The organism is Streptomyces sp. V1I1 (assembly GCF_030817355.1).
Lineage (GTDB): Bacteria > Actinomycetota > Actinomycetes > Streptomycetales > Streptomycetaceae > Streptomyces.
Genome location: NZ_JAUSZH010000001.1, coordinates 6,005,758 through 6,026,713, shown reverse-complemented (window position 1 = coordinate 6,026,713; position 20,956 = coordinate 6,005,758). Strand labels below are relative to the sequence as shown.

Annotated in this window: 17 protein-coding genes and 1 pseudogene; 10 read left to right on the top strand and 8 right to left on the bottom strand. The window is 70.8% G+C overall.

The annotated features are described in order from the left end of the window. Window positions 1-37: 37 nt before the first annotated feature. Together QFZ67_RS28240 and QFZ67_RS28235 are read left to right on the top strand one after the other, a co-directional pair. Window positions 38-1,687 (top strand): multicopper oxidase family protein, encoded by a 1,650-nt coding sequence (locus QFZ67_RS28240; protein WP_307663864.1) that lies wholly within the window; start codon window positions 38-40, stop codon window positions 1,685-1,687. A gap of 73 nt (window positions 1,688-1,760) precedes the next feature. Continuing rightward, window positions 1,761-3,521, top strand: coding sequence for an NAD+ synthase (locus tag QFZ67_RS28235; protein ID WP_307663863.1), 1,761 nt, complete (start codon window positions 1,761-1,763; stop codon window positions 3,519-3,521). On the opposite strand, the pseudogene QFZ67_RS28230 reads toward QFZ67_RS28235, so the two are convergent. The 4 genes and pseudogenes from QFZ67_RS28230 to QFZ67_RS28215 form a co-directional block, all read right to left on the bottom strand. Continuing rightward, window positions 3,487-4,720: pseudogene (locus QFZ67_RS28230) on the bottom strand (MFS transporter). The gene QFZ67_RS28235 and the pseudogene QFZ67_RS28230 overlap by 35 nt on opposite strands. A gap of 186 nt (window positions 4,721-4,906) precedes the next feature. After that, window positions 4,907-5,950 (bottom strand): endonuclease/exonuclease/phosphatase family protein, encoded by a 1,044-nt coding sequence (locus QFZ67_RS28225; RefSeq protein ID WP_307663862.1) that lies wholly within the window; start codon window positions 5,948-5,950, stop codon window positions 4,907-4,909. Between the two features lie 211 nt (window positions 5,951-6,161). After that, window positions 6,162-6,857 carry a TetR/AcrR family transcriptional regulator gene (locus QFZ67_RS28220; RefSeq protein WP_307663861.1) on the bottom strand — a complete coding sequence of 232 codons (696 nt, stop codon included), beginning with the start codon at window positions 6,855-6,857 and terminating at the stop codon, window positions 6,162-6,164. After that, window positions 6,854-8,506, bottom strand: coding sequence for an MFS transporter (locus QFZ67_RS28215; RefSeq protein WP_307663860.1), 1,653 nt, complete (start codon window positions 8,504-8,506; stop codon window positions 6,854-6,856). The genes QFZ67_RS28220 and QFZ67_RS28215 overlap by 4 nt, the downstream gene beginning before the upstream one ends. Window positions 8,507-8,665: 159 nt before the next feature. On the opposite strand from QFZ67_RS28215, the gene panB reads away from it, so the two are divergent. The 4 genes from panB to QFZ67_RS28195 all read left to right on the top strand — a co-directional run bounded on the left by panB (window position 8,666) and on the right by QFZ67_RS28195 (window position 11,993). Continuing rightward, window positions 8,666-9,526 carry a 3-methyl-2-oxobutanoate hydroxymethyltransferase gene (gene panB / locus QFZ67_RS28210; protein ID WP_307663859.1) on the top strand — a complete coding sequence of 287 codons (861 nt, stop codon included), beginning with the start codon at window positions 8,666-8,668 and terminating at the stop codon, window positions 9,524-9,526. A 153-nt stretch (window positions 9,527-9,679) separates the two neighbouring features. Then, entirely contained in the window at window positions 9,680-10,045 is a 366-nt protein-coding gene (locus QFZ67_RS28205; RefSeq protein WP_307663858.1) for a cupin domain-containing protein, read from the top strand. Window positions 10,046-10,167: 122 nt separating this feature from the next. Beyond that, a complete protein-coding gene (locus QFZ67_RS28200; RefSeq protein WP_307663857.1) occupies window positions 10,168-11,169 on the top strand; it encodes an ATP-binding cassette domain-containing protein in 1,002 nt (333 codons plus the stop codon). Further along, window positions 11,166-11,993, top strand: a complete 828-nt coding sequence (locus QFZ67_RS28195) for an ABC transporter permease (RefSeq protein WP_307663856.1) — start codon at window positions 11,166-11,168, stop codon at window positions 11,991-11,993. The genes QFZ67_RS28200 and QFZ67_RS28195 overlap by 4 nt, the downstream gene beginning before the upstream one ends. 36 nt (window positions 11,994-12,029) lie before the next feature. On the opposite strand, the gene QFZ67_RS28190 is transcribed toward QFZ67_RS28195, so the two are convergent. Then, entirely contained in the window at window positions 12,030-15,434 is a 3,405-nt protein-coding gene (locus QFZ67_RS28190; protein WP_307663855.1) for a BTAD domain-containing putative transcriptional regulator, read from the bottom strand. 184 nt (window positions 15,435-15,618) lie between these two features. Here QFZ67_RS28190 and QFZ67_RS28185 point away from each other — a divergent pair, with 184 nt between their 5' ends. Continuing rightward, entirely contained in the window at window positions 15,619-16,425 is an 807-nt protein-coding gene (locus QFZ67_RS28185; RefSeq protein ID WP_307663854.1) for a site-2 protease family protein, read from the top strand. Here the strand turns inward: QFZ67_RS28185 and QFZ67_RS28180 are convergent. Together QFZ67_RS28180 and npdG are read right to left on the bottom strand one after the other, a co-directional pair. Next, window positions 16,415-16,585: a hypothetical protein gene (locus tag QFZ67_RS28180; protein WP_307663853.1), complete on the bottom strand. Its 171-nt coding sequence runs from the start codon at window positions 16,583-16,585 to the stop codon at window positions 16,415-16,417. The genes QFZ67_RS28185 and QFZ67_RS28180 overlap by 11 nt on opposite strands. Before the next feature lie 89 nt (window positions 16,586-16,674). Next, complete coding sequence (gene npdG / locus QFZ67_RS28175; protein ID WP_307663852.1) at window positions 16,675-17,388, bottom strand: NADPH-dependent F420 reductase; 714 nt, start codon at window positions 17,386-17,388, stop codon at window positions 16,675-16,677. A 94-nt stretch (window positions 17,389-17,482) separates the two neighbouring features. Between npdG and QFZ67_RS28170 the strand changes: the two genes are divergently transcribed. After that, window positions 17,483-18,088 carry a hypothetical protein gene (locus QFZ67_RS28170; RefSeq protein WP_307663851.1) on the top strand — a complete coding sequence of 202 codons (606 nt, stop codon included), beginning with the start codon at window positions 17,483-17,485 and terminating at the stop codon, window positions 18,086-18,088. A 64-nt stretch (window positions 18,089-18,152) separates the two neighbouring features. Further along, window positions 18,153-19,436 (top strand): MFS transporter, encoded by a 1,284-nt coding sequence (locus tag QFZ67_RS28165; RefSeq protein WP_307663850.1) that lies wholly within the window; start codon window positions 18,153-18,155, stop codon window positions 19,434-19,436. A gap of 263 nt (window positions 19,437-19,699) precedes the next feature. On the opposite strand, the gene QFZ67_RS28160 is transcribed toward QFZ67_RS28165, so the two are convergent. Beyond that, complete coding sequence (locus QFZ67_RS28160) at window positions 19,700-19,933, bottom strand: hypothetical protein (protein ID WP_307663849.1); 234 nt, start codon at window positions 19,931-19,933, stop codon at window positions 19,700-19,702. A gap of 58 nt (window positions 19,934-19,991) precedes the next feature. On the opposite strand from QFZ67_RS28160, the gene map reads away from it, so the two are divergent. Beyond that, window positions 19,992-20,849 (top strand): type I methionyl aminopeptidase, encoded by an 858-nt coding sequence (gene map, locus QFZ67_RS28155; RefSeq protein ID WP_307663848.1) that lies wholly within the window; start codon window positions 19,992-19,994, stop codon window positions 20,847-20,849. The last annotated feature ends 107 nt before the right edge of the window (window positions 20,850-20,956 follow it).

The following is a 20,956-nucleotide window of genomic DNA, read 5'->3' as shown; positions in this document are numbered from 1 at the left end:
GCCACGCATCACCACACACCACGAGGTGCATTCAGCCATGCGCGCTCACCACACGCGTCGCGCCGTGCTCGGCGCAGCAATCGCCGCCGCCGGTGCGGGAGTTCTGGCCGCCTGCTCCGACTCGTCGGGCACCGGCCACGGATCGATGAACCACGGGGGCAGCACTCCGACGGCGACGCCGCAGGACTATGTCGCCCCCGACACCCCGGAGGGCTATGTCGCCCCCGACGGCCCGGAAGTCCTCGGGTACGAGGAGGCGCGAGGCTCCGGCCCTGTCCGCAGCTTCAAGCTGACCGCCACGGCCACCCCGCTGGAGCTCGGCGGCGGCCGGACGGTCAAGTCGTGGGCGTACGGAGACCGGCTGCCGGGCCAGGAGGTGCGGCTCACGGCCGGTGAAACCCTCGCGCTCACCCTCGCCAACAACCTGCCGCAGGACACCTCGCTGCACTGCCACGGCATCTCAATGCGCAACGACATGGACGGGGTGCCGGGTGTCACGCAGCAGCCGATCCGCCCGGGCGCGGAGTTCACGTACCGCTTCGTGGCCGCCCACCCCGGCACGTACTGGTTCCATCCGCACTCGGGTGTGCAGCTGGACCGCGGTATGTACGCCCCGCTGATCGTGGAGGACCCGAAGGAGCCGCTGTCGTACGACAAGGAGTGGGTAGTCCTCCTGGACGACTGGGTGGACGGGATCGACGGCTCCACGCCGGACTCGGTGCTCGCCGAACTCCGCAAAGGCATGGGCCACGGCAGCGGGCACCACGGCCACGGAAGTAGCACACCGTCCGGGTCGGCAACGGCGACGGCATCGGGATCGCCGTCGCCGGAGTCCCGCCCGTCCGGCCCGCCCCGGTTGCTGAGGGGCACCAAGAGCAACCTGCTCGGCGGTGAGGCGGGCGATGTCGCCTACCCGCACTACCTGATCAACGGGCGTACGCCGGACGACCCTTCACAGTTCATCGCCAAGCCCGGCGACCGCATCCGGCTGCGCATCATCAACGCCGGGGGTGAGACGGCCTTCCGGGTGGCGCTCGGCGGCCACAGGCTGACGGTCACCCACACCGACGGCTTCCCCGTCCTCCCCACCGAGACCGATGCCCTGCTCGTGGCCATGGGCGAGCGGTACGACGTGCTGGTCACGGCCGAGGACGGAGTCTTTCCGCTCACCGCGCTCGCCGAGGGCAAGAAGGCCTCGTCGATGGCCGTCCTGCGCACCGGCGGAGGGGAGCTCCCCGCGCCGTCCGTGCGTCCGGCGGAGCTGGACCGGAAAGTGCTGAAGTCGGCCGCCCGCCTCGAACCCGACGAGTCCGTGGCCTTCTCCCGGCGCAGGCCGGACCGCATCATGCGCATCAAGCTGACCGGTGGGATGGAGAAGTACGACTGGGCCTTCGACGACGAGCCCTACTCCCCGGACCGGCTCTATTCGGTCCGCGACGGCGAGCGGGTCCGCATGGTGTTCATCAACGCCACGGATATGTGGCATCCCATCCATCTGCACGGCCACACCTTCGCCCTGGCGGGCATCAACGGGTCCGGCGCCCGCAAGGACACGGCGGCCGTCCTGCCGCACCGCAAAGTGACCGTGGACTTCGACGCGGACAATCCGGGCCTGTGGATGCTGCACTGCCACAACATCTACCACTCGGAGTCCGGGATGATGACGACCGTCGCCTACCGCGAGTAGTCCCTGGGGACGTGGGGCGCCCCACACCTCCCCGCCAGGACATCGCGTCAGACAGACGATTACACTGGGCCGCGTGCCTCAACTACGCCTCGCTCTGAATCAGATCGACTCGACCGTCGGCGATCTCTCCGGCAACGCCGAGGCGATCGTGCACTGGACCCGGCACTCCGCCGAGCAGGGGGCGCATCTCGTCGCCTTCCCCGAGATGGTGCTGACCGGCTACCCCGTGGAAGACCTGGCACTGCGGTCGTCCTTCGTGGACGCGTCCCGGGCCGCCCTGCGCGCGCTCGCCGTGCGGCTGGACGACGAAGGGTTCGGCGAGCTGCCGGTCATCGTCGGCTACCTCGACCGTTCCGAGCGGGCCCAGCCCCGCTACGGCCAGCCCGCCGGCGCGCCGCAGAACGCAGCCGCCGTGCTGCACCGCGGCGAGGTGGTGCTGAGCTTCGCCAAGCACCATCTGCCCAACTACGGCGTCTTCGACGAGTTCCGCTACTTCGTGCCGGGCGACACCCTGCCGGTGATCCGCGTGCACGGCGTCGACGTGGCGCTGGCGATCTGCGAGGACCTCTGGCAGGACGGCGGCCGCGTCCCGGCCACCCGGTCCGCCGGGGCCGGACTGCTCGTCTCCATCAACGCCTCGCCGTACGAGCGCGAGAAGGACGACACCCGCCTGGACCTGGTTCGCAAGCGCGCCCAGGAGGCCGGCTGCACCACCGCGTACCTCGCGATGATCGGCGGACAGGACGAGCTGGTCTTCGACGGCGACTCGATCGTCGTCGACTCCGCCGGTGAAGTCGTCGCGCGCGCCCCGCAGTTCGCGGAGGGCAGCGTCGTCCTCGACCTGGAGCTGCCCGCGGCTTCCGCCGAGCCGCCGACCGGAGTGGTCGACGACGGGCTGCGCATCGAGCGCGTCGTCATCTCCGAGGAGCCGCTGCCCGCGTACGAGGCCGAGCTGTCCGGCGGCTACGCCGACCGGCTCGACGACGACGAGGAGGTCTACTCCGCGCTGGTCGTGGGCCTGCGCGCGTACGCCGCCAAGAACGGCTTCCGTTCGGTGCTGATAGGGCTGTCCGGCGGCATCGACTCCGCGCTCGTCGCCGCGATCGCCTGCGACGCGCTGGGCGCGCAGAACGTGTACGGCGTCTCCATGCCGTCGAAGTATTCGTCCGACCACTCCAAGGGCGACGCGGCCGAGCTGGCCCGGCGTACCGGGCTCAACTTCCGTACCGTGCCGATCGAGCCGATGTTCGACGCGTACATGAGCTCGCTCGGCCTGACCGGTCTCGCCGAGGAGAACCTCCAGTCGCGGCTGCGCGGCACCACGCTGATGGCGCTCTCCAACCAGGAGGGCCACATCGTGCTCGCGCCGGGCAACAAGTCCGAGCTGGCGGTGGGCTATTCGACGCTGTACGGCGACTCCGTCGGCGCGTACGGGCCGATCAAGGACGTCTACAAGACGACGGTCTTCCGGCTTGCGAAGTGGCGCAACCGCGCCGCCGATGAGCGCGGCCAGACCCCGCCGATCCCGGAGGCGTCCATCACCAAGCCGCCGAGCGCGGAGCTTCGCCCCGGCCAGGTCGACACCGACTCGCTGCCGGACTACGACGTACTGGACCGGATCCTGGAGCTGTACGTCGACCAGGACCGGGGCAAGGACGCGATCGTCGCGGCCGGCTTCGACGAGGAGCTGGTGGCGAAGACGCTGCGGATGGTGGACACGGCGGAGTACAAGCGGCGCCAGTACCCGCCGGGCACCAAGATCTCGGCGAAGGGCTTCGGCAAGGACCGGCGGCTGCCGATCACGAACCGCTGGCGGGAGACGACGACGCACTGACCTGCTGCTCCGCGGTACGGGGGCTTCCTGCGGCGATCACGCGGGAGGCCCCCGTTCCCGTACGGTCCAGCAGGCCCGCCGTCACCGCGATCGCCAGACCGGCGGCCGCGAGGACCGCGCCGACCAGAGCCGGGGAGCTCCAGCCCCAGCCGGCCGCGATGGCCGCGCCGCCGAGCCAGGCGCCGCCCGCGTTGGCGAGGTTGAAGGCCGAGTGGTTGGAGGCGGAGGCCAGCGTCGGGGCGTCCTGCGCCTTCTTCATGACCAGCATCTGGAGCGGTGTGGTGGTCATGAAGCCGACCGCGCCGAGCACCACGACCGTCAGCAGGGCCGCCCACTGGATGTGCACGGTGAACCGGAAGGCCACCAGCACCAGCGCGAGCGCGGCCAGTGAGCCGTACAGCGTGGGGCGCAGCGCCCGGTCGGTCAGCGGGCCGGCGGCGAGCGCGCCGAGCGTCATGCCGATGCCGAAGAGGGCGAGGACCAGGGTCACGGAGGATTCGCCGAAGCCCATCACCTCGGTCGTCATGGAGGCGAGGTAGGAGTACACCGCGAAGACGCCGGCGAAGCCGAAGACCGCGGTGAGCAGGCCGAGGAGGACCTGTCGGTTGCCGAGTGCGCGCAACTCGCGGCCCACGCTCTGGTGCGCGTCGACGGGTACGTACGGAATGAGCCGGGCGAGCGCGGCCATGGCGACCAGGCCGATCACCGTGACGACGAGGAAGGTGGCGCGCCAGCCGAGGTGCTGGCCGAGGAGAGTGGCGGCCGGTACGCCGACGATGTTGGCGACCGTGAGGCCGAGGAACATCGTGGCCACCGCGCGCGCCTGCCGCCCGTCCGCGACCAGCCGCGCCGCGACGACCGCGCCGACACCGAAGAAGGCGCCGTGCGGCAGCCCGGCGAGCACGCGGCCCGCGATCAGCCAGCCGAAGCCGGGAGCGAGGGCGGATGCGAGGTTGCCGACCGTGAACAGCGCCATCAGCAGCAGGAGCATCCGCTTGCGCGGGACGCGGGAGCCGAGGGCGGTGAGCAGCGGGGCGCCGATGACGACGCCGATCGCGTACGCCGATACGAGGTGGCCGGCCGTGGGGACGGAGGTGTTCAGGTCGTCGGCGACATTGGGCAGCAGGCCCATCATCACGAACTCGGTGGTGCCGATGCCGAAGGCGGATACGGCGCAGCGCGAGCAGCGCGAGGGGCATGGAGGTGCCTTTCGAAGTTAGTTCTCCTTCGAAACAAATGCTCGCACGCGGATTGTTCCCACGGGTGAACGGGTGGTTGCCGTCACATAACTGGGGGCTCCGCCCCCAGACCCCCGCTCCTCAATCGCCGGAGGGGCTTGATTTGCCCGGCACCCCCAGTTCGGGAAGGGGAGGGTCGGGGAAAGGTCACATCCTGATGCGCGCCGCGATCGGCAAGTGGTCGCTGTCCGTCTGCGGCAGCGTCCAGGACGAGACCGGCTCGACGCCCCTCACCATGATCTGGTCAATGCGCGCCATCGGGAACGACGCGGGCCAGCTGAAGCCGAAGCCGTCGCCCGCCGCGCCCTGCGTGGAGCGCATCTGGGAGGTGACCGCGTTCAGGGAGCGGTCGTTCATCGTGCCGTTGAGGTCGCCGAGCAGCACGACCTTGCCGACCCGCTCGCGGGCGATGGCCTCGCCCAGCGCGTCGGCGCTGTTGTCGCGCTGGCTGGCGGTGAAGCCGGCGTTGAGCTTGACGCGTACGGACGGCATGTGCGCGACGTAGAACGCGACCGCACCCTTCGGCGTCTGCACGGTGGAGCGCAGGGCGCGTGTCCAGCCCAACTGGATGTCCACCGGCGCGGTGTCGGTCATCGGGTACTTGCTCCAGAGCCCGACCGTGCCCTCCACCGCGTGGTACTTGTACGTCCCTGCCAGTGCCTGTTCGTACGTGGAGACCTGACCGACCGGCAGCTCCTGCAACGCGACCACGTCCGCGCCCGAGGCGGCGACCTGCTTGGCGGTGCCCACCGGGTCGGGGTTGCCGGCGTTGACGTTGTGCGTGGCGACGGTCAGATCGCCGCCTACGCCCGACTTGTCGTTGAACAACAGCCCGCCGAAGAGGTTGAGCCATACAACGGCAGGGAGCAGCAGGGCGACCAGCGCGGTGGCCGAGCGCCGCAGCACGGCGACGACGAGGATCACCGGGATGAACACGCCGAGCCACGGCAGGAACGTCTCGGTGAGGCTGCCCAAGTTGCCGATCCGGTTGGGGATCTGCGCGTGCAGGATCATCAACAGGGCGATGAAGACGGCGAAGCAGGCGAGGACGACGCCGCGCCGCCAGATGCCGCGGTCGCCGCGGTCGCCTCGCCAGCGCTGGAGCAGGCTCCGGACCCGTGCTCCGGTCCGCCCGGCCTCGGGGCTGCCGTTGGTGCCGTTGGCGGTCTCCGTCTTGTACGCCTGCGCCATGGAGCTGTCCTCACTGCCTTGCCGTCACGCCTCGCCGTCGACACTAGGCGATGGGAGGTGTTTCCTCGCCGTCGCCGGACGGCCGTTCTGCCTCGATGACGACAGGGCTGCGCACGGGGTTCCTCGTAACGGGCCAGGTGGGGACGCTGTGACAGAACACGCACACTTCGGACTGCCCCTCGCCGGACGTCAGCCGGACGTCGGCGGAGCATCAGCGGGGCGCGCCTTCTGCGGGGCGTACGCCCTCCAGTACGGCGTCGACGATCCGTTCCGCGCTGCCCTCTTCCGGCGTGCCCCCGGGGCGCAGCACGGTCCGTACGAGCATCGGGCCGACGAAGAGGTCGCCGAGCAGACCGAAGTCGATGTCGGCGCGGATCTCGCCGTTCGCGATGCCGCGGCGCAGCACTTCGTCCATCCGCTCGCGGCGGGGGGCGATGGCGGTGTGGTGGTACATGTTCCACAACTGGGGATAGCTCTGCATCTGGGCGAAGACGTTGTGCAGGAGGGCGGAGGAACGTTTGGCGAGGCCGCGCTGCCGCAGCATCTCGACCATCGCGACGAGATCGTCACGTACGGAGGTGCCGGGCAGCGGCGGGTCCACGGGCTCCATGGAGCGGACGACATCGACGAAGAGGGCCTCTTTGCCGTCCCAGCGGCGGTAGATGGTGGCTTTGCCGACGCCGGCGGTGCGGGCGATGCGCTCGATGGAGAGCTCGGAGAACGGCACGCCGTCTTCGAGAAGCCGCACAACGGCCCCGACGATGGCCCGCTCGACGGCCTCGCTCCGGGGCCGCCCGCGCCGTCCCGTGGTTGGGGTGCCGCGCCGCGCGGGGGGCTCGCCGCTCTGGCCGCCGTTGTCCTGGTGGTCCTTCACCGGCACGTCCGGTCCCCCTCTCACCCTCGTCATCGCCGGCAATTCTCGCCGACGGGCCCCGGGCCACCGGGCAGTACCCGCTCCGGCCGGCGTTCTGCGCTCTTCAGCTCCGGCTCGAGGTCCGGCGCCGGCTCCTTCTTCCGGCCGTCCGGCATGAAGAACACCACCACCAGCGCGCCGATCAGCGCCACACCCGCCGAGGCCAGCGCCGTCAGATGCATCGCGTGCAAGAACGCCTCGTTCGCCGGGACGATCAGCGCCTTGCCCGCCGGGCCGAGTCTCTCCGCGGCCGCGAGCGTCGCCTCGATCGATTCACCCGCGGCCTGCCGGGCGCCGCTCGGGACCACCGAGAGGTGCCCCTCGATCGCACCCCGGTACTGCGTGGACAGCAGCGAACCGAGCACCGCGACACCCAGTGCCCCACCGACCTGGCGGAAGGTGTTGCTGACCGCGGAGCCGGACCCCGCCTTCTCGCGGGGCAGCGACTGCATCACCGAGACCGTCACCGGGGGCGTGATGAGCGCCATCGCCACGCCCTGCACGAAGAGAACCACTTCGATCACCCACAGCGGGGTCGAGGCATCGAACATCACGAAAGCCCCCAGCACCATGGCGACCAGCAGCATGCCGACAGTGCACACTGTCCGCGCCCCGAACCGGTCGACGATCAGCCGCGCGCGCAGTGATACGACCATCTGCGCCACGGCCAGCGGCAGGATGAGCAGGCCCGCTTCCAGCGCGCCGTAGCCGCGCACGCTCTGCAGGTAGAACGCGGAGAAGAAGGTCACGCCCGTCAGCGCGAAGAAGACCAGCGCGATCGCGGTGACCGCCGCCGCGAAGGCGGGCCTCTTGAAGTACGTGAGGTCGATGGCCGGATGGTCGCTGCGTCTCTCGTGGAGTACGAACCAGACGAGTACCACCAGACCGCCCAGCATCGGCAGCAGCACGGACGGCGCCGAGAAGTCCGCCAGCTCGCCGCCGCGGATGATTCCGTACACCAGCAGGATCAGCCCGATGACGGACAGCACTACGCCGAGCGGGTCCATACGCCCCGGGTTCGGGTCCCTGGAGTCCGGCAGGAGCAGGGCCACAGCGATCAGCGCGACGACCACGACCGGCACGTTGACCAGGAAGATCGAGCCCCACCAGAAGTGCTCGATGAGCAGCCCGCCGGTGACCGGGCCGATGGCCATGCCGACGCCGACGCTGCCCGCCCAGATGCCGATGGCCCTGGGCTGCTCCTGGGGCTCGAACACGTCCATCAGTACGGCGAGGGTGGCCGGCATCACGAAGGCCCCGCCGATGCCCATCACCGCGCGGTACGCGATGAGCTCGCCGGGCGAGCCGGAGAACGCCGCGAGGGCCGAGCCCACGCCGAAGACGGCGACTCCGAAGAACAGCACCTTCTTGCGGCCGATACGGTCGCCGAACAGGCCCGCGGTGAACAGCAGCCCCGCGAAGACGAGGGTGTAGGAGTTGAGCGCCCACTCCAGCTCGCTCTGGGTCGCGCCGATGCCCTCGGGCTCGGGGCTGGCGAGCGTCCTGACCGCCACGTTCAGGATCGAGTTGTCCAGTACGACGATGAGCAGGCTGAACATCAGGACGGTGAGGATCGCCCAGCGCCGCCGGTGGACGGCCTCGGGTATGCGGGGAGGGGCAGGTGGGCCGGACGGAGTCGACATGATCCCCTGCCTAGCCTAATTTCGATACGAGACCGTCTCGTATCGAACACCTTACCCAACGTACGGGTCCCCTTCCGCCGGAGCGGCACGAGGTGCCACCATGGGGGTGATCCGGGGACGCCGTGAGGGCGCCTCGAGATGACGAAGGAGCCGTTGGCCATGACGCTTCAGGCTGCCCAGAAGCCCACCGACAGCAGCAAGGCGCTGTACGGCGGCAAGGGCACTCGCCGTATCACCGTCCACGACATCGCCGCCGCCAAGGAGCGCGGCGAGAAGTGGCCGATGCTCACCGCATACGACGCGATGACCGCGTCCGTCTTCGACGAGGCCGGCATCCCGGTCATGCTCGTCGGCGACTCCATGGGCAACGTCCATCTCGGCTACGAGACCACCGTGCCGGTCACGATGGACGAGATGACGCTGCTGTCCGCCGCCGTCGTACGGGGCACCAGGCGGGCCCTCATCGTCGGCGACCTTCCCTTCGGCTCGTACCAGGAAGGCCCCGTCCAGGCCCTGCGCAACGCCACCCGGCTGGTCAAGGACGCGGGCGTCGGCGCGGTCAAGCTGGAGGGCGGCGAGCGCTCGCTCGGACAGACCGAACTGCTCGTCCAGGCAGGCATCCCGGTCATGTCGCACCTCGGCCTGACCCCGCAGTCCGTCAACACCATGGGCTACCGCGTCCAGGGCCGCAGCGACGAGGCCGCCCACGGGCTGGTCCGCGACGCCAAGGCGGCACAGGACGCGGGCGCGTTCGCCGTCGTCCTGGAGCTCGTCCCGGCCGAGGTCGCCGCCGAGATCACCCGCAGCCTGCACATCCCGACCATCGGCATCGGCGCGGGCCCCGACACGGACGCCCAGGTCCTCGTCTGGACCGACATGGCGGGCCTGACGGGCGGCAAGGTGCCGCGCTTCACCAAGCAGTACGCCAACCTGCGCCAGACGCTCGGCGACGCCGCGAAGGCCTTCGCCGACGACGTCGCCGGCGGTGCGTTCCCGCAGGAGGAGCACACCTTCCACTGAGCACCACCCACCGGCCACCCCCGGCACAGACGACAGCCCGCCGACATCCCCCATCGGCGGGCTGTCGGCGTGCGGGAGACTCCCCGAGGGGCCGCGGCGTAGCCTGGAATTGACACTCGGGGCCGCTTTCTCTCCGCCGGGAGGCGGATGACCATGACCGGAATCGTTTCCAGGAACTTCGACTCGGCCGACGAAACCCGGCCATTCGAGGACGGCAAGGGGAAGGTCGCCCTTCTCAACACCGACCAGGGTCCCGTCGGCAGGGCCGTATTCGAGCCGGGCTGGCAGTGGTCCAAGCACGTCAAGCCCATTGCGGGCACCGAGAGTTGCGAGGCCGCTCACGCCGGATACATCATCAGCGGGCGGATGAAGATCGTCATGAACGACGGCGAGTCCGTGGACACGGGACCCGGCGACTTCATCTCCGTCGCGCCCGGTCATGACGCATGGGTGGTGGGGGACGAGCCGTGCGTCGTGCTCGACTGGGCCGGCTTCGGGGACTACGCCAAGCCCGCGTAGTACCGCCCTCCGCGTAGCTTCACGGGGCATGACCTGCCCCTCCCCTGTTGTCGGTGCGGCTGTCACCGGCTTGTCGGTGATCTGTCGGCGGTCTGTCGGTGGCGGCTGGAACCGTGTACGGCATGACGCGAATCGACAACAACGCCGTCGAGGTACGAGGCCTCGTTAAGAATTACGGCGAGACGAAGGCGCTGGACGGGGTGGACCTCGACGTGCGCGAGGGCACGGTCGTCGGTGTCCTCGGCCCCAACGGCGCCGGCAAGACCACACTCGTACGCTGCCTCTCCACCCTCGTCGTCCCGGACGCCGGCCATGCCGTCGTCGCCGGCTACGACGTGGTGAGGCAGCCGAGACAGCTGCGCCGCACCATCGGCCTCACCGGGCAGTACGCCTCGGTCGACGAGAAGCTGTCCGGTTGGGAGAACCTCTACATGATCGGGCGGCTGCTCGACCTGTCGCGCAAGGACGCCCGCCGCCGCGCCGACGAGATGCTGGAGCGCTTCTCGCTCACCGAAGCCGCGAAACGGCCCGCAATGCAGTACTCCGGCGGCATGCGGCGGCGGCTCGACCTGGCCGCCTCGATGATCGGCAGCCCTGCGGTGCTCTTTCTGGACGAGCCGACGACGGGCCTGGACCCGCGGACCCGAAACGAGGTCTGGGACGAGGTGCGGCGGATGGTCGCTGACGGGGCGACCGTCCTGCTCACCACCCAGTACATGGAGGAGGCCGAGCAGCTGGCGAGCGAGCTGACGGTCATCGACCGCGGGCGGGTCATCGCCAACGGCCGGGTGGACGAGCTCAAGGCGAAGGTCGGCGGCCGCACCCTGCAGATACGGCCCAGCGATCCGGCGCAGCTGTCGGCTATGGCGGCGGCGGTCGCCGACGCCGGCCTGGACGGGCTCGCGGGGGCGCATGCCGTCCCGGACGAGGGACTGCTGTACGTGCCGATCCTCAGCGACGAGCAATTGACCGCGGTGGTCGGCCTGCTGGGCGTCCGCGGATTCGGCATCGCGCACATCGGCACCCATCTGCCCAGCCTGGACGAGGTGTTCCTGGCGATCACCAGCGAGAAGACCCTGTCGTCGGAGATCTCCGACGCGATTCCCGAGGAGGTCGCGGCATGAGCGCGGCAACGATCAACGCTGCGCCGGCCAAGGCGCTTCCCGGCGAGGGCCGGATCGGCCTGCGGGCCAATGTGCGGCACATCGGCGCGCTGGTGCGCCGCAACGCCCTGCAGATCAAGCAGGATCCGGAGTCGATGTTCGACGTACTGCTGATGCCGGTCATCTTCACGCTGCTGTTCGTGTACGTCTTCGGCGGCGCGATCTCCGGCAAGGGCAACCAGCAGGAGTACGTGAACTATGTGATCCCCGGCCTGATGGCAATGATGGGCATGAACATCGCCATGGCCGTCGGCACCGGCGTGAACGACGACTTCAAGAAGGGCGTCATGGACCGCTTCCGGTCCATGCCGATCGCCCGGTCCTCCGTCCTCATCGCGAAGATCGTGGTCGAGATCGGCCGGATGCTGGTCGCCACCACCATCCTGCTCGCCATGGGCTTCCTGCTCGGCCTGCAGATCCACACCTCGGTCCTCGGACTGGCCGCGGCGGTCGGCCTGTCCATGGCCTTCGGCGCCTCGCTGATGTGGATCTTCATTCTGCTCGGTCTCACCATGAAGACGGCCCAGGCCGTCCAGGGAGTGGCCATGCTCGTACTGATGCCGTTGCAGTTCGGGTCGTCGATCTTCGCCCCACCGACCACGATGCCCGGCTGGCTGCAGAGCTTCACCGACTACAACCCGCTCTCCAACCTCGCGGACGCCGCACGGAATCTGATCAACGGTGGCCCGGTCGCCGAATCCGTATGGATGACGCTCGGCTGGGCTGCGGCCATCACGGCGGTCACCGCGCCGCTCGCGGTCGCCAAGTTCCGTAAGAAGACCTGATCCGACGCATGGTCACACGGCCACAGGGTTACACAGTCACACCAGGGCGGTGGCCTCATCGAGAGTGAGGCCGCCGCCCTCGGCGTACGCGGCCTCGTAGGCGGCCTCGCCGAGCACTGCGCGCACCGCGGCCTCGGAAGAGGCTCTGTTCTCCCGCTCGTGCCGGGTCGCGAAGTGGCCGGGCGGCAGCAGGGCGTCGGACGCGCCGAGCAGCCGGGCCGCGTCCGGCGCGCGCTCCGGGCGGCCCCGGGCCAGCGCCCCGGCGGCGGTCACCAGGTGCACGGAGGGCGTCTGTGGGGCGACCATCCGGGTCAGCGGATCCTGCGCCTTGACCAGTGCGGTACGCACCCGGTCCAGCGACAGCTCGTACTGGCCGTCCAGGACGTCCAGCCAGGCGAGGCAGCCGAACACCATTCCCTCGAAGATCGCGAAGGCGTTGTACCGGAACTGCTCGAGCAGCAGCCCGATCTCGGCGCGCGCCTCCTGGCTGCGCCCGGTGCGGCCCAGCCACACGGCGAGCAGCAGCCGGGCGATGGCCGTCGACTCGTGTCCCACACTCGTGCCCGTGGCCAGCACCTCGCGGACGAGCGCCTCGCCGCGCTCGCCCTCGCCCGTCTCCATCAGATTGCCGCCGAGGCGGGAGCGCAGCACCGCCGTCTGGGCCTGGGCACCGATCTGCTCCGCGTACTCGATGGCGGCCGTGAAGTCCTCGGCGGCGAGCAGGTATTCACCGCGCCGCTCGCGCGCCTCGCCGCGCGCGGACAGGGCCTCGGCGGCGCCCCAGGCGTCGCCGAGCCGGGTGAAGACTTCCAGCGCCTCGTCGGCGTCGGCGGCCGCGTCGCCCGCCCACTCGCTGCGGTTGGCCAGGACATTGGCCCGCGCCTGGAGGGATGCGGCGAGCTCCCACTCATATCCGTAGGCACGGCAGGCGTCGACGGTCTCGTTCAGCACCTCCTTGAGCTGCTGGGTGTCTCCGGTGATCACGACGGCGAAGAACCAGAAAGATCCCGGGGGCTGACAGGTCTGCGGCAGTCCAGGCCGGTAGACCTGGGTGATCCTGCGCAGCCGCTCCATGTTCTCCGGCGAGGTCCACCCCTCGATGTCGTAGTCCATGAAGACCATGCGGATCAGCGCTGCGCCACGCCGGGCCTCCTGCAGCAGCTCGGGCGACATGGGCCGCGGCGCGTCGGTGAAGCGCTCGAAGACCGGCGGGGCGGGCTCGACTGGCGATGCGAAGGGGTCGGGGCCGAGCTCGCCCGCGGCGGTGGCCCACTGCCTGGCCTCGGTGCGCAGATCCTTCATCTGCCAGTACCAGACCAGCGAGAGGACAAGGCGGAGTGCCTCCTGCTCGTCGCGGGCGGCGACGGCGCGGCGGAGCGCGGTACGCAGATTCTCGTACTCCAACTGCAGCAGGTCGATGGCGGCGCGCTGGCCGGGGCCGCGCAGGAGGGGGTCGGTGGTGCGGGCCAACTCCCGGTAGTGGAGCAGGTGCTGCCACTCGACGGCGGTGCGCTCGGCGGCCTCGTCGAGCCGCTCGGCCGCGTACTCGCCGACGGTTTCGAGGAGGCGGTAGCGCATCTGCCCGTCGGGCGTCGGGGCGGCGACGACAAGGGACTTGTCGATGAGCGAGCCGAGCGCGTCGGCGACGTCCAGACTGCCGCGGTCCTCGCCGGCGTCCGCGCAGACCGCCTCCGCGGCGGGGAGGTCGCAGCCGCCCGCGAAGACGGACAGCCGCCGCAGGACAGCGCGTTCGGCGTCGTCGAGCAGGTCCCAGGACCAGTCGACGACGGCACGCAGTGTCTGCTGGCGCGGCAGTACGGTACGGCTTCCGCTGGTCAGCAGGCGGAAGCGGTCGTCGAGACGGTCGGCGATCTGGCGCGGGCCGAGCATCCGGAGGCGGGCGGCGGCGAGTTCGATCGCGAGCGGCAGTCCGTCGAGGCGGTGGCAGATCTCGGCGGACGCGGCGGCGGTGGCCTCGTCGGCGTCGATACGGAAACCGGGCCGGGCGGCGGCGCCGCGGTCGGCGAGCAGCTTCAGCGCCATCGGGTCGGGCAGCGGGTCGACCGGCCGCACCAACTCGCCCGGCACGCCCAGCGGTTCACGGCTGGTCGCCAGCACCGTGACCCCCGGGCAGCTCTCCAGCAGCCGCTCTGCGAGCGTGGCGGCGGCGCCGACGACATGCTCGCAGTTGTCGAGGAGCAGCAGCATGCGACGGCGTAAGCAGTGCTCGGCCAGCCGTACGAGTGGGTCGTCGCCGTGCCGCTCGGCGGCCCGCAGCTCCTCGGCGCCGGCGCCGCGCAGCACGGTCTCGCGGGCGCCGAGGGCGGTGAGGACGGCCTCGGGCACGGTCTCGGGGTCGTCCACGGGCGCGAGTTCGGCCAGCCAGACGCCGTCGGGCCAGGGGTTCTCCCGCTCCCCCGCCCCGTCGACGGCCCGCTCGGCGGCCTCCTGCGACAACCGGGTCTTCCCCGCCCCGCCGGGGCCGAGCAGGGTGACGAGCCGGGCGCGGCGGAGGTCGTCGTGGATGGCGTGGATGTCGGCGTCGCGCCCGACAAAGGAGGTGAGCCGCGCGCGGAGGTTACCGGGAACGTCCCCGGGGCTCCGCTTCGGACCCCGCGCCTCAATCGCCGGCGAGGCTTGAGTTTCCGCCCGTCCGGCGGAACTCAAGCCCGTGGGGGTCCCCCCGGACGAAGTCTGGGGGAGATTGAGGACGGGCGGGGTGGGGGAAAGCAACTCCGCATGCAGCGCGCGCAGTTCGCGGCCCGGGTCCGCGCCCAAGCGGTCCGCGAGGGCCGCACGTACCTCCTCGTACGCCGCGAGCGCCTCCGCCGTACGCCCCGCGTCCCGCAGCGCCCGCAGCCGCAGCACCTGTAGCCGCTCGTCCATCGGGTGCTCCTCGCACAGCGCGGCGAGCCCCGGCAGCGCCTCCTCAGCCCTGCCGAGCGCCAGCGCCGCCGCGAGGCGTGCGCGGCGGGCGTCCAGCCGGCGGGCCTCCCAGCGCGCGGCCTCGGCCGTACGGTCGGGCAGATCGGCCAGCACCGGCCCCTGCCACAGCGCGAGCGCGTCGTCCAAAAGCGCCGCCGCCTTCACCGCGTCGCCCTGCTCCAGCGCCCGCGCCCCCTCCCCCGCGCGCCGGTCGAAACGGTACAGGTCCACATCGTCGCCGTCGGCACACAGCCGGTAACCGCCGCCGTCCGCCGACGCCACCGCCGCATGCCCCAGCGCCCGCCGCAGCCGCCCGACGAGCGCCTGCACCGCGCCCACCGCGTCCGCCGGCGGATCGCCTGCCCACACCTCGTCGACGAGGACGCCGACCGGGACCGTACGCCCCGGCCGTAGTGCCAGTACCGCCAGCAGCGCGCGCAGCCGCGCACCGCCGAGCGCGACGGGTGTGCCGTCGTCGTGGAGAGCCTGAGTGGTGCCGAGTACCCGATAGTGCACCCGCCCATTGTCACCGGTAGGGAACCGGACCCGCGCAGCAATATCCAGCGGGAACCAGGGCAGCAGGAACCTCGCCGCATCCGTGGGACGTTCACCCCACGCCACCGGTACGGTCGATCCGCACATCCCTCCCCCTACGCCCTGGCGGGCGTGGGGGGACCCCCAGTCTTCAGGAGCCGCGCCCATGACCACCGCCACAAGCCGCCACAGCGACCGGAGGATCAGCCCGGTCTTCCTCGGAATAGTCGCCGTGATGGCGGTGACCGGCTGGGCGGTGTGGACGGACTTCGCGGCAAGCCCGGGGATCGCCGTGTTCCTGTTCGTCACCTCGGCGTGGATCGTCTCGCTCTGTCTGCACGAGTACGCGCACGCCCGCACCGCGCTGCACAGCGGCGACATCTCGATTGGCACCAAGGGGTACTTGACGCTCAACCCCCTCGTCTACACCCATGCGATGCTCAGCATCGTGCTGCCCGTGCTGTTCGTGATCCTGGGTGGCATCGGTCTGCCGGGCGGCGCGGTCTTCATCGAGCGCGGCCGCATCACGGGGCGCTGGAAGCACAGCCTGATCTCGGCGGCGGGGCCCCTGACGAATCTGCTGTTCGCGGTCGTGTGCACCGCGCCGTTCTGGCTGGACGCGCTGGACGGGGTGCCGTGGGTGTTCCGGTTCGCGCTCGCGTTCCTCGCGCTGCTCCAGATCACGGCCGCGATTCTGAACTCTTTGCCGGTGCCGGGTCTTGACGGCTACGGCGTGATCGAGCCCTGGCTCTCGTACAAGATCCGCCGCCAGGTCGAGCCGTACGCACCGTTCGGGCTGCTCGCCGTCTTCGGCATCCTGTTCATCCCCGAGGTGAACTACGCGTTCTTCGGCGTGATCGACGCGGTGCTGAGCGGGCTCGGCGTGCATGAGGACTACAGCTACTGCGGCCAGGACTTCTACCGGTTCTGGAGCGACCGGAACCCCGGCTGCGAGGCGGTCGTCAGCCGGTAGTGGTCTTCGCCCGGCGCAGGTAGTACCAGGTCATGTTGGAGGCCAGCCCCGCGAGCAGCACCCAGACGATGCCGAGCCGGCTGCCCTGCGCGAAGGAGACCACGGCCGCGACGACGGCGAGGGTGCAGACGATCAGGGAGTAGAGAGCGAGGCGGGGCATGGGGTACGGCTCCTGTCGGGTGTTGTACGTCCCGCCCAGTGTCCCCCATGCCCCGTCGGCGGCCGCACCACCTGCGCGTCGGTGACGCGCTACACGTCGGTGACGCGCAGACCCGCGTGCGCCTTGTAGCGGCGGTTCACCGAGATCAGATTGGCGACCAGCGACTCGACCTGGTGGGCACCACGCAGCCGGCCCGCGAAGACTCCGCGCATACCGGGGATGCGGCCCGCCAGCGCCTGCACGATGTCAGTGTCCGCGCGCGCCTCGCCCAGCACCAGCACATCGGTGTCGATCTCCTCGATCGAGGCGTCCTGCAGCAGCACGGCGGAGAGGTGGTGGAAGGCGGCGGTCACCCTCGAGTCGGGCAGCAGGACGGCGGCCTGCTCGGCGGCGCTGCCCTCCTCCGGCTTGAGTGCGTACGCGCCCTTCTTGTCGAAGCCGAGCGGGTTGACGCAGTCGACGACAAGCTTGCCCGCGAGCTCCTTCTGCAGCGTCTCGAGGGTCTTGGCGTGCCCCTCCCACGGCACGGCCACGATCACCACGTCGCTGCGCCGCGCGCACTCGGCGTTGTCGGCGCCCTCGATGCCGAGGCCCAGCTCGGCAGCCGCGGTCTCGGCGCGCTCCACGGCCCGGGATCCGATGATCACCTTCTGCCCGGCCCTGGCCAGCCGGTACGCGAGCCCGCGGCCCTGGTCACCGGTACCGCCGAGGACGCCGACGACCAGGCCGGACACGTCGGGGAGGTCCCAGGGGTCCTTGGCCGGGGCCTTCGGCGCGGTGCCTGCACTGTCAGTAGAAGTCATGGGCCCGACCTTACTTCCTGGTATCGGCACCCGAACGGGTGAGCTGGTGGCAACCCGCCCCGCCCGGCGCGGCTGTGGTGCAGGATGCGGGGCCATGGATGCGGTACGCGTCGCGCTGCTGCGCGAAGTCCTGGCTGGCACGGGCTGGCCCGCGGCGACCAGGCGGTTCGCGGGGGTGCTGCGGTCGTCCGTCGTGCCGCAGGGCGGCGGGCTGCTGCTGGTGGGGACCGAGGAGTACGAGCCGTGGCATCTGGCCGCGCATCTCGTGGACGAGTCGGCCTGGTCCGGGCAGCCGGAGCTGACACCGACGCTCGTACGGCACCGGGTGCGGCCCGGCGACCCTGCGCAGCTGGCGGTCGGCCTCGGCAGGCTGGAGGCGGCGCGTCGGGGCGAGACCCTGCTGGTGGTGGCACCGGCGCGGCCGGACGCGGGGCTGCTCGAGCGGGTGCACGACGCGCGGCGGGCCGGGGCGACGGTGCTGGCGCTGGACGGCGGGGACCCGGAAGTGCACGGTCTGGCGCACGAGGCGCTGACGGTGGCGGAGCGGGCGGACGAGGTGGACATCGACACGGTGCAGCATCTGGTCAGCGCGGCGGCCGGGGAGAACAGCCTGCCGGTGGCACGGGGACGGCGGAGGTTCCGGGACCGGCTGTCGCGCCTCGCGGACCAGCTGACATCGCCGCCGCCGGCGCGCTGGTAACCCCCGCCAGGCCGGTAAACCGGTTGCTCGTGGCCACGACAGGCACGGACCATGCTTTGTGACCATGGCCTCCAAGCTCTCCGCGATCCTGCCCGACCTGTCGCCCTGGCGTTCGTCCCGCGACTTCCGGCTGCTGTGGATCCAGGGCCTGGTCACCTACTTCGGCAGCTTCATGGCGATGGTCGCGCTGCCGCTCCAGATCAAGGACCTCACCGGATCCCCGCTAGCGGTCGGCGTGATGGGCGCGGTGGAGCTGGTGCCGCTGGTGGTCTTCGGCCTGTACGGCGGGGCGCTGGCCGACGCGGTCGACCGCCGCAAGCTGATCCTCGGTACCGAGGCGGGCCTTTGCCTGCTGGCCGTGATCCTGCTGGTGAACGCGCTGCTCCCGGACCCGATGCTGTGGCCGCTGTACCTGGTCGCGGCCGGGGTCTCCGCGCTGGTCGGCATGCAACGCCCGGCGCTGGACTCACTGATGGCCCGCATCGTCCCGCACGACCAGCTCACGGCTGCGGCCGCGCTCAACGCGCTGCGCTGGCAGCTGGGCGCGATCGTGGGGCCGGCGCTGGCGGGTCTGGTGGTGGCTTACGCGGGTCATGCGCCGGCGTACGCGATCACGGTCGGCGGCTTCGTCGCGTCCGTGCTGCTGTGCCTGCGTCTGGCTTCGGCCCCGCCGGCGCACGACGCGGAGAAGCCGTCGCTGCGCGGCATCGCGGAGGGGGCGCGTTACGCCTGGTCCCGTCCGGTGCTCCTGGGGACATACGCGATCGACCTGGCGGCGATGTTCTTCGCCTTCCCGAACACGATCTTCCCGTTCCTCGCGGACGACCTGGACGCGGAGTGGGCGCTGGGCCTGATGTACGCGGCGGGCTCGGTCGGCTCGGTACTGCTCAGCCTGACCAGCGGCTGGACGTCCCGGGTGCGGCGGCACGGCCTGTTCGTGGTCTTCGGCGCGGCGGGCTGGGGCATGGCGATCGCGGCGGCGGGCTGGTTCTCGAACGTCTGGCTGGTGCTGCTGTGCCTGGCGTTCGCGGGCGCGGGCGACATGCTGAGCGGCCTGGGCCGCTCGACGATCTGGAACCAGACGATCCCGGAGGAGCTACGCGGCCGTCTGGCGGGCATCGAGGTGCTTTCGTACAGCGTCGGCCCGCAGCTGGGCCAGGTCCGCGCGGGCGCACTGGCGGGCTGGACGGGCACGCGCCCGGCGATCTGGAGCGGGGGTGTGGCGTGCGTGGCGTCGGTGGGGCTGCTGGCGGTGGCGCTGCCGAAGCTGCTCACGTACGACGCGGAGACGGACGAGGACGCGGTGCGGAGGCGTGCGCAGCGGGAGGAGATGGCGGAGCGGGCCTGACCGCCCGCGGCGGGCCTTCCTGAACTGGGGGCAAGCCCCCAGACCCCCGTACGGCCTTCGGCCGTGTCCTCAATCGCCGGACGGGCTGGATTTTCCAGCCCGTCCGGCGATTGAGGCGCGGGGCCCGGGGCAGAGCCCCGAAACCAAGCCCCGCCGGCGTTTGAGGCGCGGGGTCTGGGGCGGAGCCCCAGTTCAGGGAAGCGGGCGGGGCGGGGGAAAGCGCCGCAGGCCACCCGCAGCACGGACCCGGTACCCGGACCCGGTTACGCGGGGTCGTCGTCGGACGGCCGGGCGGCGTCGTGCCACCGCGGATCGTTCTCCCACTCCAGGTTCCGCTCCCGCGCCGTCTCCATCGCGTGTTCCGCCTCCTCGCGCGACGCGTACGGACCGAAGCGGTTCTTCGCCGGACACTCCGGGCCCTCTTCGACCTTCTTGTGCTCGAGGCAGTAGTACCACTCGCCCGGCTTTCCGACCGTGCGCTTCTTGAACAGGGCCATCGTCGGCTCCTTCCTCTGGAGCCATGCTGCCCCATGGCCCCTGGTTAGACTCGCTGGCATGTCTGGCCAGTCGCTGCTCGTCCCAGGGGAGCTCTCTCCCATCCGCTCCGTCCCCGGAGCCATCCCGCGCCCCGAGTACGTCGGGAAGCCCGCGCCCACCCCGTACACCGGGCCGGAGGTCCAGGACTCCGACACCGTGGAGCGGATGCGCATCGCGGGTCGCATCGCCGCGCAGGCGATGGAGGAGGCCGCCAAGCACATCTCGCCCGGGGTGACCACCGACGAACTCGACCGGGTCGCGCACGAGTTCATGTGCGACCACGGCGCGTACCCCTCCACGCTCGGCTACCGCGGCTTCCCCAAGTCCCTCTGCTCCTCGGTCAACGAGGTCATCTGTCACGGAATCCCGGACTCCACCGTCCTGCGCGACGGCGACATCGTGAACCTCGACGTCACCGCGTACATCAACGGCGTCCACGGCGACAACAACGCCACCTACCTCTGCGGTGACGTCGACGAGGAGTCGCGGCTGCTGGTGGAGCGGACCCGGGAGTCCCTCAACCGCGCCATCAAGGCCGTCAAGCCCGGCCGCCAGGTCAATGTCATCGGCCGGGTCATCGAGTCGTACGCCAAGCGTTTCGGCTACGGCGTGGTCCGCGACTTCACCGGGCACGGGATCAACTCGTCGTTCCACTCCGGGCTGATCATCCCGCACTACGACGCCGCGCACGCGACCACCGTGATGCAGCCGGGTATGACCTTCACGATCGAGCCGATGCTCACCCTCGGCACGCATGAGTACGACATGTGGGACGACGGCTGGACCGTGGTGACGAAGGACCGGAGGCGGACCGCGCAGTTCGAGCACACGCTGGTGGTGACGGAGAGCGGGGCCGAGATTCTCACGTTGCCCTGACCGTCAAAAGGGGTACGTTTTTACCGACAGGTCGTCGGGAACACATTGACTTAGGTAAGCCTAAGCAGGAACATCGGTGCTGGCAACCGTGAGTGCCGTCGCCGCTT